General features: G+C 28.4%; 15 protein-coding genes. 10 read left to right on the forward strand and 5 right to left on the reverse strand.

Annotated features, from left to right (window positions below; translation table 11 throughout):
* Positions 1 to 23: 23 nt before the first annotated feature.
* A complete protein-coding gene (locus BUB36_RS07355) occupies positions 24 to 620 on the reverse strand; it encodes a hypothetical protein (RefSeq protein WP_073148562.1) in 597 nt (198 codons plus the stop codon).
* Between the two features lie 36 nt (positions 621 to 656).
* Positions 657 to 1,547, reverse strand: coding sequence for a hypothetical protein (locus BUB36_RS07360; protein ID WP_073148564.1), 891 nt, complete (start codon positions 1,545 to 1,547; stop codon positions 657 to 659).
* A 253-nt stretch (positions 1,548 to 1,800) separates the two neighbouring features.
* On the opposite strand from BUB36_RS07360, the gene BUB36_RS19420 reads away from it, so the two are divergent.
* The 4 genes from BUB36_RS19420 to BUB36_RS07380 all read left to right on the forward strand — a co-directional run bounded on the left by BUB36_RS19420 (position 1,801) and on the right by BUB36_RS07380 (position 5,520).
* Positions 1,801 to 1,971 (forward strand): hypothetical protein, encoded by a 171-nt coding sequence (locus BUB36_RS19420; protein WP_131821219.1) that lies wholly within the window; start codon positions 1,801 to 1,803, stop codon positions 1,969 to 1,971.
* Positions 1,934 to 2,215: a hypothetical protein gene (locus BUB36_RS07370; RefSeq protein ID WP_165613049.1), complete on the forward strand. Its 282-nt coding sequence runs from the start codon at positions 1,934 to 1,936 to the stop codon at positions 2,213 to 2,215. Before BUB36_RS19420 ends, BUB36_RS07370 begins: the two co-directional genes overlap by 38 nt.
* A 976-nt stretch (positions 2,216 to 3,191) precedes the next feature.
* Positions 3,192 to 3,983 (forward strand): cysteine peptidase family C39 domain-containing protein, encoded by a 792-nt coding sequence (locus BUB36_RS07375; protein WP_073148568.1) that lies wholly within the window; start codon positions 3,192 to 3,194, stop codon positions 3,981 to 3,983.
* 325 nt (positions 3,984 to 4,308) lie between these two features.
* The gene (locus BUB36_RS07380) at positions 4,309 to 5,520 is read left to right on the forward strand and encodes a hypothetical protein (protein ID WP_073148570.1); all 1,212 of its coding nucleotides are present in this window, start codon (positions 4,309 to 4,311) and stop codon (positions 5,518 to 5,520) included.
* Positions 5,521 to 5,659: 139 nt separating this feature from the next.
* On the opposite strand, the gene BUB36_RS07385 is transcribed toward BUB36_RS07380, so the two are convergent.
* Both BUB36_RS07385 and BUB36_RS07390 read right to left on the reverse strand, forming a co-directional pair.
* Positions 5,660 to 6,496 (reverse strand): protein-glutamine gamma-glutamyltransferase, encoded by an 837-nt coding sequence (locus tag BUB36_RS07385; RefSeq protein ID WP_073148572.1) that lies wholly within the window; start codon positions 6,494 to 6,496, stop codon positions 5,660 to 5,662.
* Entirely contained in the window at positions 6,493 to 7,494 is a 1,002-nt protein-coding gene (locus tag BUB36_RS07390) for a hypothetical protein (protein ID WP_330390445.1), read from the reverse strand. The genes BUB36_RS07385 and BUB36_RS07390 overlap by 4 nt, the downstream gene beginning before the upstream one ends.
* 343 nt (positions 7,495 to 7,837) lie before the next feature.
* Between BUB36_RS07390 and BUB36_RS07395 the strand changes: the two genes are divergently transcribed.
* The 4 genes from BUB36_RS07395 to BUB36_RS07410 all read left to right on the forward strand — a co-directional run bounded on the left by BUB36_RS07395 (position 7,838) and on the right by BUB36_RS07410 (position 11,499).
* Positions 7,838 to 8,320: a zinc ribbon domain-containing protein gene (locus BUB36_RS07395; RefSeq protein ID WP_073148575.1), complete on the forward strand. Its 483-nt coding sequence runs from the start codon at positions 7,838 to 7,840 to the stop codon at positions 8,318 to 8,320.
* Positions 8,321 to 8,337: 17 nt separating this feature from the next.
* Positions 8,338 to 8,718: a hypothetical protein gene (locus BUB36_RS07400; RefSeq protein ID WP_073148577.1), complete on the forward strand. Its 381-nt coding sequence runs from the start codon at positions 8,338 to 8,340 to the stop codon at positions 8,716 to 8,718.
* A gap of 384 nt (positions 8,719 to 9,102) precedes the next feature.
* The gene (locus BUB36_RS07405; protein ID WP_073148579.1) at positions 9,103 to 10,911 is read left to right on the forward strand and encodes a MutS family DNA mismatch repair protein; all 1,809 of its coding nucleotides are present in this window, start codon (positions 9,103 to 9,105) and stop codon (positions 10,909 to 10,911) included.
* A gap of 159 nt (positions 10,912 to 11,070) precedes the next feature.
* Complete coding sequence (locus tag BUB36_RS07410; RefSeq protein WP_330390446.1) at positions 11,071 to 11,499, forward strand: MazG-like family protein; 429 nt, start codon at positions 11,071 to 11,073, stop codon at positions 11,497 to 11,499.
* 97 nt (positions 11,500 to 11,596) lie between these two features.
* On the opposite strand, the gene BUB36_RS07415 is transcribed toward BUB36_RS07410, so the two are convergent.
* Positions 11,597 to 12,403 (reverse strand): methyl-accepting chemotaxis protein, encoded by an 807-nt coding sequence (locus tag BUB36_RS07415; protein WP_073148581.1) that lies wholly within the window; start codon positions 12,401 to 12,403, stop codon positions 11,597 to 11,599.
* A 261-nt stretch (positions 12,404 to 12,664) separates the two neighbouring features.
* Between BUB36_RS07415 and BUB36_RS07420 the strand changes: the two genes are divergently transcribed.
* Together BUB36_RS07420 and fusA are read left to right on the forward strand one after the other, a co-directional pair.
* Positions 12,665 to 13,483 carry a Nif3-like dinuclear metal center hexameric protein gene (locus tag BUB36_RS07420; protein ID WP_073148583.1) on the forward strand — a complete coding sequence of 273 codons (819 nt, stop codon included), beginning with the start codon at positions 12,665 to 12,667 and terminating at the stop codon, positions 13,481 to 13,483.
* Between the two features lie 173 nt (positions 13,484 to 13,656).
* On the forward strand, positions 13,657 to 15,729 hold the full coding sequence (gene fusA, locus BUB36_RS07425; protein ID WP_073148585.1) for an elongation factor G: 2,073 nt from the start codon (positions 13,657 to 13,659) through the stop codon (positions 15,727 to 15,729).
* Positions 15,730 to 15,896: the final 167 nt, after the last annotated feature.

Genomic DNA, 15,896 nt, shown 5'->3' on the forward strand with positions numbered 1-15,896 from the left:
TGAGCGAAAAGAGAAAATTTTACTTATCTTTTATAAACAATATTTAAATAAGTTTCACTTGTTGGTTCCCAAAGCTCTCCTTTTTCAGTTTCATTAACTTTACCTGTATAAAAATCAATTAATTTTGCTGTTACATTATATACTTTATAGTCTGCAAAAAATCCAAGCTTACTATATCTACTACTATCTGCATCAACAGTAATAGCAACAGAATAGGTTTTTGTCCTAGACTTTGTAAAAGATAATCCAGATGATATTGCATTTTCAGCACTTGCAGAAAAACTACTTGAACAACTCCAAGAATATGAAACGCTTTTAGACCAAGTATAAGAACTTGCTTTAGCCCAAGATGAAGTTAAATATTTTACAAAAGATTCGTATGCTGTTCTATTATACGATTTTGTTACTCTCCAATAATCGTCTCCAGAAGGAATATCATAAGGAGTATTAATATTTTTATGTAGACTAGAATAGCTATTATCAGTTCTTAATGGTACTCTATTTATGATATCTTCTGCGTTTATGCTTCCAATCCTTGTAGTATCAGCTGCATAACTTGCACTATTTACAACTAAAATAATAGAAATAAAAGTAAATACTAATATTTTTTTAAGTTTCATAATCATACCTCCACAAAAAATAGTGTTTTTAAATTTTCAGTTACTATTCATAAATTTAGATAATAGTTTTTTCATTCGCTTTTCATTAAAACTAACCCCGTAAAAGCTTCTCATACTGATTTTATTTTGAATAATCCCATTATCTTGATACTTTATATTAGGATTAAATATAAATACATCATAGTCTTTATGATCGTTACTTTTAGATTTATTGAAGTTAATTTCAATCTTAACAGTATCTTTAGGAGATAAAACTATATCTTCACCATATTTATATTCTTTAACCTTATCTTCATTAATTTGAATTAATATTTCATCGACATAATCTGAAAATTTTCCAGATTCAATATTTTTCAATTTGATCTGTTCACCAGAGATATTTTCTAATATTAATAAGTATTTATCAAGAAACGGGCGTATTGAGGAATGTGATAATATATTCAAGCCTTTGTTATTGTGTGATTGATTAAGTATTAAAAAAGTATACTCTCCCACCTGAAGTTTATCGACAACTTCATTATCACTATTCACAAAATATAAATTTTCATATGAAATATTTCCTGTTTTTTTAAACTTTACTTTTAAATCTAATGTATACAACGACATATTTTTATAGGTGCTACCTCTGATTATATTTTTATCTAATATTTCGATATATTCTTCATTATCAAATGCAATTTTTTCCGAATCCTTAATAAGTTTCAGTACTAAAGAGTTTGTTTTAGAATCTACAAAGAATAGACTTAGTATAGATGTATCATTTTCATAGCCATAAATACTAGCTTTACACTTTAAAAAAAAAGGTTCGTTAATTATAGCGTGTTTATTAATACTGGTAGTAGTATTAATAAATAATAGAATTAATAGAAATATAATCATTGCAATAGATAATAATGTAAATTTACGATTTAATTTAATATATTTCATAACAACCTCCTTTTAAGAGCAATATTAGCAAGCTAATGGTAGCTTTAAATCAAATATAGCATATGGCAACTAAAAAAAATGTAAAAATTTCAAAAAAAAACATAATGCAATAAAAATGTAAAATATCTAACAATTACAAATATTTAAAAAATATAAAAATTAAACTGTTCTACTGCTTTCAAAAGAGTCATCATATGATATAAAAAATATTCTTGTTACAACCCAGGATATTTCTCCAAAGTAGCATATTAAAATGCAGTCAGCCTTCCAAAAATATGTTGATAACGCAGTATCTAAAACAGTAAATTTTAAATGCGATGCTACAAAGGAAGAAGTTGCCAAGGTTTATATGCTTGCATATAAATTAGGAGGTAATAGGAAGAACTTTGGAAAAGGTTATGAATATGAATATAATAGTAGATGAGAAGAATATTTCGGATATAGCTAGGGAAATAGAAGATGAAGAATCCAAATGCCTTGATAATTGTTCGCTTTGCAATCTTTCAGATAAGTGCGATAATACTTATACAAACGAAATTTCAATTGGAATTGAGCAATCAATAGATCAAGGTAAGAATGTGAGTTACTGCCCTGAGTGTGGAGCTAGTGTTGAACACGAAGGTGGATGTGTGATGTGTAGGAGTTGTGGGTATTCTAAGTGTGGGTAATTCATAATATTTTCATCAAATATAAATTAATTAGAAACCTAGATACTACAAGGTTTATAACCAAAACGCAAAGCAAGAGTAGAAGGAAAATTTTATTCCATTCTACTCTTTTCTATTAGTTTATCTTTTGAAAGATATGAGTATTGTCAATATATATTACAAATATGTAAAAAAATTAATATACATACAAAAAAATATTTACATACAATATAATATCAATTATACTATATATAGGAAATGATAAAATTTGGTATTAAATAATACATGTATTATAAAAGTTTAAATAAAGACTTTAATTTATACATGTTCAAAATGCCCAGAACATTGCATATTTGTACATGTATAAATTAAGTTTTACTATGTAAATTTTATATAGATATTCTAGTAAAACAGTTAATTTATATAGTTGTTTTTTCTTTGAAGTATTAACGATTAGCTATTATATATTCAAAATGGGGGGTAATTATTTTAATATGAGAAACTTGTATAATTAACACTAATAATTTTGAAATGAAATATGTAAATAGCTTTTTTAACTCTTTCTAATACATTTTGAACTCTAAAATTCTTTAAATGTATTATGCAATTTCCTCATATATTAAAATATAGTATTTATGAAAGTTTTAGGATTCTACAATGCTCTAAACTAAACAGTTTTAAAAAGGGGGGACTGTGGATTGAATAGAATAAGAACTCCAACTAAAAAATAATTCCTATTTAAAACATTAAATATGTTTTAAATAGGAAGGATATGTAGTGGTAGTTTAATTATATCAAAGAAAATGAGCTAAGGTAAGACTGATTTTGTGAGGAATTAATTGTTAAAAGCATACCAGCAACATTTGTGTTAAGTTTGGTGTATAATTGCGAAAAAATAAAAAGAATAATTATTATGACTTGAAACTAAGATACTTTTTTAATTTTTTTATTAAAGTCTAGAAAGTACTTAAATAAACTATACATAGGAGGTTTTACAATGAAATTCAAGAGATTTATTGCGTTATCTATGATTTTTGCTATGTTGTTTTCAGTTAGTTCCTATGCAGAAAATGCAAAAGATATAAACCAACTTAGGGGTAAAATAGAAAAAAAAGTAAGAAAAGAATATGAAAAGGATCCAGAATTCCAAATGGAGGTCAGAGATTTAGGAGAAGAAGTTGGAGAAAAAATGATTAACCAAATTATAGAAAGTAGGCTAAAAAAAGCCTTGAATTCTAATGTAAGGGGTGGAAATGGTTCTATTTTTTATGTATCTGTGCCTTTAATTAAACAAAATAATTACTATTATTGTGGACCAGCAAATACACTACAAGCTATATATGGTTTAGGAAAAGAAGATAACGTAAGTGGAAGTAGTGATAGTGATAAGCAATATACTTTAGGAGCAAATATGGGGACAAAGCCTGGAATAGGGACATATGTTTACAAAGTAAAAAATGAACTTAATAAATATGCTGAGTATGACTATATTTATGAAAAGGGAAGCAATATGACAGAAAGCGAGTTTAGAGATAACATAACATACAGTTTGATGTATAATTATGCACCGATTTTACATGCAAAAACAGAATATTTAAGTTATTATAATGGATATTCAACTGGACACTATATAACTGTTAATTTTATAAACTTAGATTCACAAATGGTGAATTTACAAGATACCAATAATAAAACCGAATACTATGGTTCCCATGAGGTTCCCTTGTCAGAAGCTTATAACAGCATTTCTGAACCTTCTAATAGATATTTAATATATTTACCATACTAAAAGATTATTAATTAATTTATAGCTTTGCACTTTTTGATAATTACCAAAACATGACGAAACAGTTTGCATAATAAAAGAGGAATATATGTACAAAACCCAAAACACCAAAGGATTGATATTTGTGTACATTATATTCCTCTATATTTCTTAAAAAATAAAACAGTTACTATTATTATCTAAAGAATTGTTATAAATACTTAACTAAATATTTTAGTAAAGATTGTTTCTTGCGAAGCTATATAATAATAAAAAACTAATAGAGTTTTCTATTATTTAGAAAAAATTATTAGTTTGAAAAACTTAAGAAAGGTAAGGTATCTATAGTATGTTACGATGTGATTATGAAAATAATAAGCGTACCTTTATGAATTTAAATATAAAGAAAGTATTTTTATTAATTGTTATATTTTTCTATTCTATTATTTCTGGATGCGAAGGAAATGATATAATTACTAACACAAATAATACAAACATAGTTAATCTAACAAATAGGTTTGAAGAGTGTATAGATATATCTAATAAATTTTCATCTATAAAATCTAAGGGTAAATATTTTAAAAAATTTGACATAAATGAATATGTATTACCTTTACCAGAAGGTGGAGAAATAGGTGATCAGACTGTTTATAAAAATAAAATTTATTATGTCGTTACTTATAGTAGAAAAATGAGTAATTTTGCAAAAAAAGTAGAAATATACAGTTACGATATAAATAATAACAATAATAACTTAATATATCAATATGAGAATTCTTCTAAAGATATATATATTAATGAATTGAGGGCTAATGAAAAATATCTGTTTTGGACAATATTAACACCAGATAATAGTTGGAATTTATATAGGTTATCACTTGAAGATAAATCTACTAAAGTTATAAGAACATCTAAAAATACACATTCAAAAATACCTCCAGTTATAACTTTGACAAACAATTATTTATGTTGGTATGAAACTATAAATAAAAATGAAAATATTTATTTCGTATTAAAAATCTATTTTATTAATGAAGATGTAATTAAAACTATAAGTGACAATGTATACTTGACATCTCCCTATGCAAGAGCTTTTATAAGGAATAATATTCTTACTTATTTAACTCAAAATAATGAAGGTATCAATATAAATATATATAATATAAAAAATGATCAAAATAAAATATTAATTATTCCCGCTAATAAAAAAATTCAAAATGTAATATCGAATGAAAGATTCACGGTTTGGCATGAAAATTATACAAAAACTAATATATATGTTTATGATCATAAACTTGATAAGTTTTTTTTAATTAATTCAAAAGAGAATAGTCATAATATATTTGCTATTGATCTGCTAGGAAGTTATGTATTTGTAAATGCTAGTGATATTAATAATATTTTTTGTTTAGATATTGATACTAAAGAAAAAATTAATCTTACCAACACATTAAATAACAATAATGGATATATTTTCACAAGAGTAACAGCAGAAAATAATTTTATTGCTCAAAATTCAAATCATAAGGATAAAAAATGTTTAATAATAAAAATAAAATAATTCAACGTATAGAGTAGTTTAAGTAAAAACTCTATACTAAAGTAGAATTATTATAGTAATAAAGCTTTTCACTATAAGATTAAAAGAAAGGGTCATCCTATTAAAGGTTAATACTCAATAGAATGACCTAGATTTTGATTTAACAAAATACCTTAGGAAGTTTTGCTTCAAAATTTCTATAATCAATCAAAATCCTTCTATAATTTTCCCTTTCTAATTTTGCGATAAAATCATAATATTTTATAGATAGGTATTTAAAGTTTGGACGGGTTGCTGAATCCATTAAATAAGCCGATTGCTTTGATCCTTCCTTTCTATTTTCATTTAATGCTTTGATTATTTCATCGGCTGTTCCTATACCTAAACCATGACCGTAATAAGTACCATCTCCTAGATCAATGGTGTTTTCACCCTGCCATTCTGGAGTTAACGGGTCCACATCAGGATTTTTAAAATATCTGCAATCTCCAGGCAAAAAATCTACATTTTCATAGTAACCAATATCAAGGTCTTTATCGAGGTAATGCCAGTTCATTAAATGTAGATCTGCAAATAGCTCATTAAAAAGTTCTTGAGGATAGATATTAAGTAGGGCTTTATAATAAACAATGACTATTGCGGTTGCACATTCAGTACCGTACATAGAGCTGTTGGTAAAAATATCTTTGATACCGTCGGAGGGTGTCACTTTATCCTTTATTAAAAAGCCACCTTCACCTGTACGAGTCCAATACTGAGGATTACATATGGATTTTCGAAAAGTTCTAAAGGAAAAATTACTGTCGTTTAGTTCTCTAGATGCACTTATGATATTTATTCTTAAATTCAGTTCAAATTTTAGTTCATCTAAGGATTTATATATATAGATATTATCACTTGATGATAATATCTCAATTATTTTTACTTCAATGCTATCTGGTGGATAAGCATTAATGATCTCTTTGGGATCCATTATTTTATCTGAAATCTTAATCATTGCTCTCCCCCCATCATGCTTTTAGCAATTCTAATCTGCTCTTTTATAGGATAATGTATCCATTTATTCCACTGGTTTCTATCTTTTTGATATAACATACTTGAGAAGTTTGCAAGTAATAGTTTTGTATCATTATCTAATTTACTGAATTCATTTAAAAGTTTAGCTTCTTTATACGTAAATGATTTTAAGGTTTTTCCTGTATCTGATGCTACATATTCGTTAAGATACTTTGCTCCTAAGTCTATTACATAGGTTATAGGACGATTAACCTGTTGAAGACTTTGACCTGTAGAGTATAAAAATGGATTGTTCTCTTCAAGCCAATTAAGAAAGGATGTATATTTTTTCTCCTTGCTAGCATTGTTGTTCTTCTCTATACCAGGTATAAAGCTTAAAAGCTTGCTTGCCAATTCAACATCTTTTGCTTCTGTAGACAATAGGCGGTTAGCAATCATAATTAAACTATTAGGGTCTTTTGATTCAAAAAAAGCCCAAACCAAATTATGATTAAATAATCCTTTTCTGTTCCTATCAAAAATCATGTCAGCTATAATAGGTAAAATTGTTTGATCTTTGTATATTTTTATTAACAGTATTGCAGTAATATCTAAAACTTCATCATATTCATTGCTTAGACCATCATCATAAAATCCCGTATCAAATATCCATTTTAAAACTGAATATGCAATTTGAGCAAGGTCAGATGAGACATATTTATTTATTGAAGATTTTTTATTTTTTTCTAGTATTTGATTGGTTAACTCTATTGCAGTTCTATTTCTTAAATTTAAATTATCAAAAATGTTAAGATTATCAATTTCAATCTTAAGTAAAAACAAAGTAGGGAAATGAAGATTTTCAGCGTTGAGTAAATTTACAGCTTCTCCATTATTTGTTTTGATCAACTTAATAAAAGAATTTTTTAATTCATCAATTCCATTAGTAAGTCTTATTTTATCCAGAGGATTTATGGAATTCAAGTTATACATAGACAAATGATAGCTCCTTTCCTAATAAAGAATTATAATACATAATATTGTTTGTAAAGCATATATGTTAAAAATAAGTTGAGATATTTTTATTTAATGAACACTACTATTAGATAATAATTATATAAAAAGAAAATATTCGACAAAATTAGCTAAAGGATTTTTGGAAATTTTGTATAAATTTTAATATGTCAGTAAAAATTGTCTTAAAACCTTAAAGCATTTAGCAAAATTTAGTAAAAAAATCAATATGAAAATGGGGTGAGATTTGATAAATTTAAAATCACAGAAAAAAATATTTAATCTTTATTATTTGTGTAATTAAAAATATTATAGAGAGGAGATATTTATGAAATTATTTAAAGATTTAAAAAAAGGAGCAACGGAAGCTAGTGAGAAAGCAAAGCTAATGATTGAAATTAATAAATTTAAAATCCAAATATCACAAAAACAAAAGGAAATTGATGATGAATTTAAGAAGATTGGAAAAACAATATTCGAATTATTCAAGGCTGGAGAAATAGGAGAATTGCCAGATAGTATTAGAGAGTCATACAATATATGTCTATTAAAACAAGAAGAAATTAAAGAATTGGAAAAGGAAATTAGAAAATTAAAAAATGAAAAGCACTGTCCGCAATGTCAAAATAAAGTAAAGCCAGATATACAATTTTGTCCTTGCTGTGGGTATAGGTTTGAAGAAATTGAAGGACATACTAATTTAGAATCTCAAAAAAATTTAGTGAAAACTACGGTAAAATGTAGCAAATGTGAAACAGAAAATGAAAAGAATGCTAAATTTTGCTGTTCTTGTGGCAAAGCAATAGAATAATAAATGGAGGGGATATAGTGCAACAGTTTGATAAAGTTTTAAAGGAATTAAGGATCTGGCTAATGTCTTTTTCCATAGTAAATAAGCTTATACCGTATGGAGTATATATTATGTTTGGAAGCTTGGCTTGTTTACTACTAGATGAAATACTAATTACATATTTTACAATTATAAGCATTATAAGTGCTATTGGGTACTATGGCTTTTTAGTAGGTTTTTGGCTAGTGCTAATATCAAACGAGATAAAATGGGCTCCATATGGTTTGTTTTGTAGAGCTTTTATTGTATTGTTTCCGTTTACGGGTTTTTATCTATTCACAACAATAAGTGCAAGTATATATATCTATTTTGGATATTATTTGCTAAAGTATACTGCATTAAAATCTGAATGTCATTAAATGACATTCAGATTTTAATGTTATAGGAATTATGTCATGTGAATACAGAAAATTGATAGCTTCTAAGTAAATCATAGATATGTTATAATCTAAGGTGATTATAATTACCAAATTTTATATATAAAGATTTTTGATTTAAAGGTTTGACTTTTTATTGAGTTTTTTCTTATAGATATTCCAGTAAAACAGTTAATTTATATACATCAAAACTCCTTAAAACCTGTGGATATTTTGATATGTATAAATTAAGTTTTACTATGGGCAATTTATATAGATAAGTATTTTACTCATTTGGCTAGAGCCAATGCCTGGAAGCTAAGATTAAAAATTCTGAAGGTAAATATTTTTAGGGACATACATCCATAAGGAGGAAATTAATTAAGCATGAATATTCCTAAAAAACGATATGAAAAACGGAAAAGTTACTATGCCAAGCTCCTTGAAAAACAAAGAAAATCATTGAAATTAATGGGTAATTTAAGATTATTTGTTGCATTAGCTGGACTAGGGAACATAATATTTCTATACATAACTAAAAATAATAATTTGCTTTTACCTATATCTTTAGCTTATATAATTATATTTATTTATTTAGTTTTAAAGCATAATCAGACAAAGCATAAGGTGAATTATACCTTTTCATTGTATAAAATAAATAATAATTCATTAGAGCGTATATGTGGAGAGTGGAAATCTTTTTCTGATACTGGTGATGAATTTTATGATGAAGCTCATAATTTTTCTGCTGATTTTGATATTTTTGGAAAAGGCTCGCTATTTCAATGGATTAATACAGCTAAAACCTATATGGGGAGACAAAGCTTAAAGAGATATCTTACGGAAACCTGCCTAGACAAAGAACAAATCTACAAAAGACAGGAAGCCATCAATGAACTGGCGAGGAGGCTGTGGTGGCGGCAAAGATTCATGGCGGAGGGAATGTCAATAACTGAAGAAATCCAGAATCCTGAGATTTTATATAAATGGGCAAATGAAAAAAATGAATTTTATTTAAAGCCTTGGACAATATTTGGAGTTCGTATACTTCCTATAATCAGTATATTACTTATTTTAGTTTATTTTATCACTAAAGATATATCCTATTATTATCCTATTATATTATTGGCGCTGCAAACACTCATTATTAAATTTAAAAATAAGGAAAGATCTAAAAGCTTAAATACAGTTTATAAATATAAAGACAATATAAAAGTATATAGCAAAATGTTAAAGCATTTTGAAAATAATTATTTTAAATCAGAATATCTAAAAGAATTAAGAGATAATATAATTAACGAAGAAGCTCAAAGGGCTTATCAGCAAATAGATAGACTAGAAAAAATAGTAGAGAATATCACAAATCGAGACAATGCTGCATTTATTTTTGTAAATATAGTTACTCTTTGGGACTATAGATGCATGATTGCTTTGGAAGAATGGAAGGAAAGATCGGGCATAATGATAGAAGCTTGGCTTGATACTATCGGAGAAATAGAGGCATTATCAAGTCTAGCAGTAATTAAATATGATAATCCAGATTGGGTAAGACCTGAAATTATGGATGAACCATCATATTTTAAAGCAATATCTATGGGGCATCCCTTGTTGACTAATAAACGAGTATGCAATGATTTGGAATTTCAAGATCAAACTAGAGTCTTATTAATAACAGGATCAAATATGTCTGGTAAAAGTACGTTGCTTAGAACTGCAGGAATAAACCTAGTATTGGCCTATGCAGGTGCCCCTGTTTGTGCTAAAGTCTTTAAATGCTCTATAATGAAGATATATACTTGTATGAGGATAAGTGATAATCTTGAAAAGAATATTTCTTCATTTTATGCTGAGCTTCTAAGAATAAAAAGCATTATAAAGGCTACAAAACATAAAGAACAGATATTTTTTCTTCTGGATGAAATTTTTAAGGGAACCAATTCTCAGGACCGCCATGAAGGAGCAAAAATTCTAATTAGAAATTTATTGAGAAATGGTGCTGTGGGATTAGTATCAACCCATGACCTTGAATTAGGCGTTATGGAAGAAGAAAACAAGGGAAAAATTAAGAATTATCATTTCCAAGAATCTTATAAAGATAATGAAATATATTTTGACTATAAATTAAAGCCAGGAGTATCTACAACCCGTAATGCATTGTACCTTATAAGGATGATTGGTATTGATGATGATCTATAGAAAACCTATAGGTCTAATTTTTTATTTGTTTAATATTAAATAAATTGTATAATGTTAATGTGTAGAAACATTCTACAATTTTATAAAGAAATAATTCTCGTATTTTGATAGAAACAACTACTATATTCAATATTCATATTAGACTTTAAGGAGGAAAAAATGAAAACAGAATATTTGGAATTAATGGAGGAGCTTGATGATCTAAATATATCAGCTGATGAAATAAGGGAATATATTGAACAGAAAAGAGAAAATAATTTTTTGAATATTAAGCTAAAAACCATATCTTTGCCCTATCTAAATTCCATATCACCTACCATAGAAAGTACAGCTTTAAAATTATCTGAGGAGCAAGGAGAGCTTTGCAGAGCTATAGGAAAGTTTAGAGGAATGAATGGTGAAAAGGATGGGATAAAGCTATCGGAGGATGAGGCTTATAAAGAAATAACAAAGGAGCTTCTAGATGTGGCTCAGACTGCAATAACAATGATATTGGTATTAGAAAAACAGCATGGCATAAATGTTGAAAAATATATAAAAGAGCATATAGAAAAACTAATTTCAAAAGGTTATGTTGAGGCTTTATAAAATTATAACCAATGACGTGGAAGAGTCTACAGTGCTTTCGTCATTGGTTATAATTTTAACGTAATTAAAGCTAGTATTTAATAGTCTCTAAAAATCTCTAGTTCTTATTATTTTCCTCACATGCCTTTACAAGAGTATCCACAGCTGAACTTACTTTGCTAGAAGCGTCAACCTGTATCTGGGAAAAACTGTCTAAACCATGTACTTCTTTATCAATTTTCTTTATTTCTTCAGAAAGCTTAAAAAGTATTGTTTTTATTTCTCCAGCAAAATTCTCAGTGTATTTTGAAAGATTTTGGACTTCATTAGCAACTACAGCAAAGCCTTTACCTTGCTGGCCAGCTCTAGCGGCTTCAATAGAAGCATTTATGCCAAGTATCTTGGTCTGTTGGGCAATTCTATTTACCGATTGAATTATATTATCGCTTTCTTTAATATATTGACTTGATACTTTAGTAGTCTCTAAAAGATTATCACTGACAGTATGTATTTTGTCGATGGAACTTATGATTTCATGTAATTGGTCTTCAACTATATTGGCGGTATTATGAATTATAGAAATTTGATTATTTATTTTTTCTAATGTGTTTAAATCTCTCTCCACCAGTGTCATCATAAGTAGAGTACTTTTAGAATCAAGTATACTGCACATAGTGCCAAACCTATTTTTTAAAAAATCACTAAATTCTTTGTTCCCTGTAGCTTCAATCATGATATCTAAATTATTACAATTGATATCATCTATAGAATGAGAAAAGGGAATACCTAATTTTTTAGCTAAGACTATACCTGGAGCATTAGCATTTTTATCAACTACAATACTAATATTAATATCTTTAATATTATTGAAACATTTTATTGCACTTAATCCACCCTTACCCGCACCTACTATTGCAATATTCAATTTACTCCCTCCTATAAATAGAAAACCCCGTATCAAATAAGTTCAACTAATATTTTACATGAAACATATGGAAATTGCAATGAGAGAGTCAAAGTTGATAAAAAGTTGGTTATTTTTGCTGTGAAAGTGTAATTTATTGTTTTAATTTATATCAATAAATAATTGCCTCAAAATTGACACAGACTATTGGAAATATAGTAAAATATAGATATAAAAATATTTTTTTACGAACAAAAATAATTAAACAGGAGGTCTTAGATTATGAATACAAGGGAAATAATGAACTTAGCTTTAAAGCTGGCTAAGCTGGAGGAAATACCTGCAGACTCTGGAATTGCAGTCGAAGGCGAAGAAATAAAGAAGGTTTTATTTGGGATAGACATGGAAACGCCAGAATTGCTTCTTGCAAAGGAAATAGGAGTAGACTGCGTTATAAGCCATCATCCAAAAACAGGTAGCTCCATGATTGATTTTCATAAAGTGATGGATGTACAAATAGATAAGATGGTTGAATTTGGTGTTCCCATAAATAAGGCTCAAAAAGTTCTAAGAAAAAAGGTAGGAAAGGTAGAAAGGGGTATGCACGTAAGCAATTATGATAGAGTACAATCAGCGGCAAAACTACTTAATATGCCATATTTGAACATACACATGCCTGCCGATAAGATTACTGAAGAATACGTTCAAGATTTTTTAAATAAAAAATTTAAGGATGAACCAAAGGCTACACTAAAGGATGTTGTTGAAGCCTTAAAGGAAATCAATGAATATAAAGATGCCCCTGCTGGACCAGTTATAAGGGTAGGAGGGGAAAAGGATTATGCAGGAAAAATTGCAGTTCTTATGGCAGGAGGAACTAATGGTGGTAGTGATGTATTTAAAGCATATTTTGAAGCAGGTGTAGGCACTATAATATGTATGCATATACCCGATGAGGTGAAAGATGAGGTAGAAAATCAAAATATAGGAAATGTTATTGTAGCAGGGCATATGGCAAGTGATTCCATTGGACTCAATATCATTATAAAGGAACTTGAAAAAAGAGGATTAGAGATTATAAAAATGTCTGGTATAATCTAGGTTAAAAAGTTAATAATTTTGAATATTTTGAAAAGACTCCAATTCAATTTGGGGTCTTTATATTTTTGGAAAAAAGTTGTATAATATATGATAATTAAAGGAATTTTCAAAATTTTGTAGAATAATATAAATATCAAAATGTTCCAATAAAGAATAAGGCGAGGAGGAAAAGTATGAAGAATTATAAAGTAGACAAAATAAGAAATGTTGCATTATTAGGACATGGTGGAAGCGGCAAGACTACACTAACAGAAGCAATGCTATATACTACAGGTGTTATTAAAAGAATGGGTAAGGTAGAAGATGGAAATACAGTATCAGATTTTGATAAGGAAGAAATATCTAGACAATTTTCAATAGGGACTTCAGTTATTCCGATAGAATGGAATAATTCTAAATATAATATATTGGATACTCCTGGATATTTTGATTTTTCAGGTGAAGTTATAAGCGCCCTTAGAGTAGCAGGAGGAGCTATTATTATGGTAGATGCAACTTCAGGTGTTGAAGTTGGGACTGAAAAAGCATGGAAATATACGGAAGAAAGAAAGATGCCAAAGATTATATTTATTAATAAAATGGATAAGGAAAACGTTAACTATGATAAATTAATTAAAGGTTTAAGGGATGCCTTTGGTAAAAAGATTGCTCCGTTTGCAATTCCTATTGGAGAAGGTGTAGATTTTAAAGGTTTCGTAAATGTTGTGGATATGATTGGAAGAGAATACAACGGCAAAGAATGTGTAAATGTGGATGTTCCAGCAGGCATGGAGGATAAAATAGCACCTATTAGAGAAATGCTTATTGAATCAGTTGCAGAAAGCGATGAAGAATTACTTGAAAAATATTTTGAAGGTGAAGAATTTACTACCGAAGAAATCCATGAAGGTTTAAGAAAAGGTGTATTGGCAGGGGATGTTGTACCAGTTCTTGTAGGTTCTGTTGTAAATAATATAGGTATACATACATTATTTGAAATGACATCTGATTACATGCCTACACCTAAAGATATGCATAATGGAGAATATGAAGGTGTAAGCCCTGATAATGATGAAGTAATAATTAGAAAAGTAGATGAAAAGGAACCTTTCTCAGCCTTAGTATTTAAAACAATTGTTGACCCCTTTGTAGGAAAAATATCTTTATTTAAGGTTTACTCAGGAAAATTAACTAAGGATATGGAAGTCCTTAATGCAAATAAAGATGAAAAAGAAAAAATAGGCAGTTTGTTTATGCTTAGAGGAAAAAATCAATTGGAATGTGATTCTATAGTTGCAGGTGACATTGGTGCCATAGCTAAGCTTCAATATACAGAAACAGGGGACACCCTTTGTGATAAGAGTGCTCCAATAAAATATCATGGAATAAAATTTCCAGAGCCTTGTTTATTCCTTGCTGTAGAACCTAAGTCAAAGGGAGATGAAGAAAAAATAGGTACTTCACTCCATAGGTTGACAGAAGAAGACCCAACCTTTGTAGTTGAGAGAAATAAAGAAACTAAACAGCTGCTTATCGGTGGACAAGGGAATATGCAGCTTACTGTAATAACGAATAAAATGAAGAATAACTTTGGTGTTGAAGTAGATCTTGTAGATCCTAAAATTGCATTTAGAGAAACTATTAAAGGGACTTCAAGTGTTCAAGGAAAGCATAAGAAACAAAGTGGTGGTGCAGGTCAGTATGGTGATGTTCATATAAGATTTGAACCTTCAACTGAAGAATTTGAATTTGCTGAAGAAATATTTGGAGGTTCAGTTCCAAAGCAGTATATACCAGCAGTTGAAAAAGGGCTAAGAGAATCAATGGAAAAGGGAGTTCTTGCAGGATTCCCAGTGGTTAATGTTAAAGCAACGTTATTTGATGGTTCTTATCACTCAGTTGATTCTAGTGAAATGGCGTTTAAGATTGCAGCTTCCCTTGCATTTAAGAAGGGAATTGAAAAAGCAAATCCTGTGCTGCTAGAGCCAATCATGCATGTAGAAGTTCTTATACCAGAAGAGTATATGGGAGATATTATGGGTGATATGAATAAGAGAAGAGGTAGAATACTTGGTATGGAACCAACTGGAGACGGTTACCAAAGGGTAATTGCAGAAGCACCTCAAGCAGAAATGTTTAAATATGCTCCAGACCTACGTTCAATGACTCAAGCAAGAGGAAGTTTTACAATGAAATTTGAAAGATATGATGAAGTACCAGCTCATTTAGCACAAAAAATTATAGAAGCAGCTAAGCAAGAAGATTAATAGCTTATTGTTACAATAAAAAATCCCTGTATTTACAGGGATTTTTTATTGCAAGCAAAATGCTGCCTAAACATAAAAGATTTAGTATTTCTATTTTATATTTATTTTTTAAGACCCGAAAGGATGACCTTAATTCTTAATCTTAATCTATACCTAAAAGGTTGACC

The organism is Paramaledivibacter caminithermalis DSM 15212 (genome assembly GCF_900142245.1).
Classification (GTDB): Bacteria; Bacillota; Clostridia; order Peptostreptococcales; family Caminicellaceae; genus Paramaledivibacter; species Paramaledivibacter caminithermalis.

Bases quoted from the DNA above. Each gene is read 5' to 3' on its own strand.
- BUB36_RS07385 (WP_073148572.1), bottom strand. From the start codon at position 6,496: ATGATTAAGATTTCAGATAAAATAATGGATCCCAAAGAGATCATTAAT.
- BUB36_RS07355 (WP_073148562.1), bottom strand. From the start codon at position 620: ATGAAACTTAAAAAAATATTAGTATTTACTTTTATTTCTATTATTTTA.
- BUB36_RS07420 (WP_073148583.1), top strand. From the start codon at position 12,665: ATGAATACAAGGGAAATAATGAACTTAGCTTTAAAGCTGGCTAAGCTG.
- BUB36_RS19420 (WP_131821219.1), top strand. From the start codon at position 1,801: ATGCAGTCAGCCTTCCAAAAATATGTTGATAACGCAGTATCTAAAACA.
- BUB36_RS07375 (WP_073148568.1), top strand. From the start codon at position 3,192: ATGAAATTCAAGAGATTTATTGCGTTATCTATGATTTTTGCTATGTTG.
- BUB36_RS07360 (WP_073148564.1), bottom strand. From the start codon at position 1,547: ATGAAATATATTAAATTAAATCGTAAATTTACATTATTATCTATTGCA.
- BUB36_RS07395 (WP_073148575.1), top strand. From the start codon at position 7,838: ATGAAATTATTTAAAGATTTAAAAAAAGGAGCAACGGAAGCTAGTGAG.
- BUB36_RS07380 (WP_073148570.1), top strand. From the start codon at position 4,309: ATGTTACGATGTGATTATGAAAATAATAAGCGTACCTTTATGAATTTA.
- fusA (WP_073148585.1), top strand. From the start codon at position 13,657: ATGAAGAATTATAAAGTAGACAAAATAAGAAATGTTGCATTATTAGGA.
- BUB36_RS07405 (WP_073148579.1), top strand. From the start codon at position 9,103: ATGAATATTCCTAAAAAACGATATGAAAAACGGAAAAGTTACTATGCC.
- BUB36_RS07410 (WP_330390446.1), top strand. From the start codon at position 11,071: ATGAAAACAGAATATTTGGAATTAATGGAGGAGCTTGATGATCTAAAT.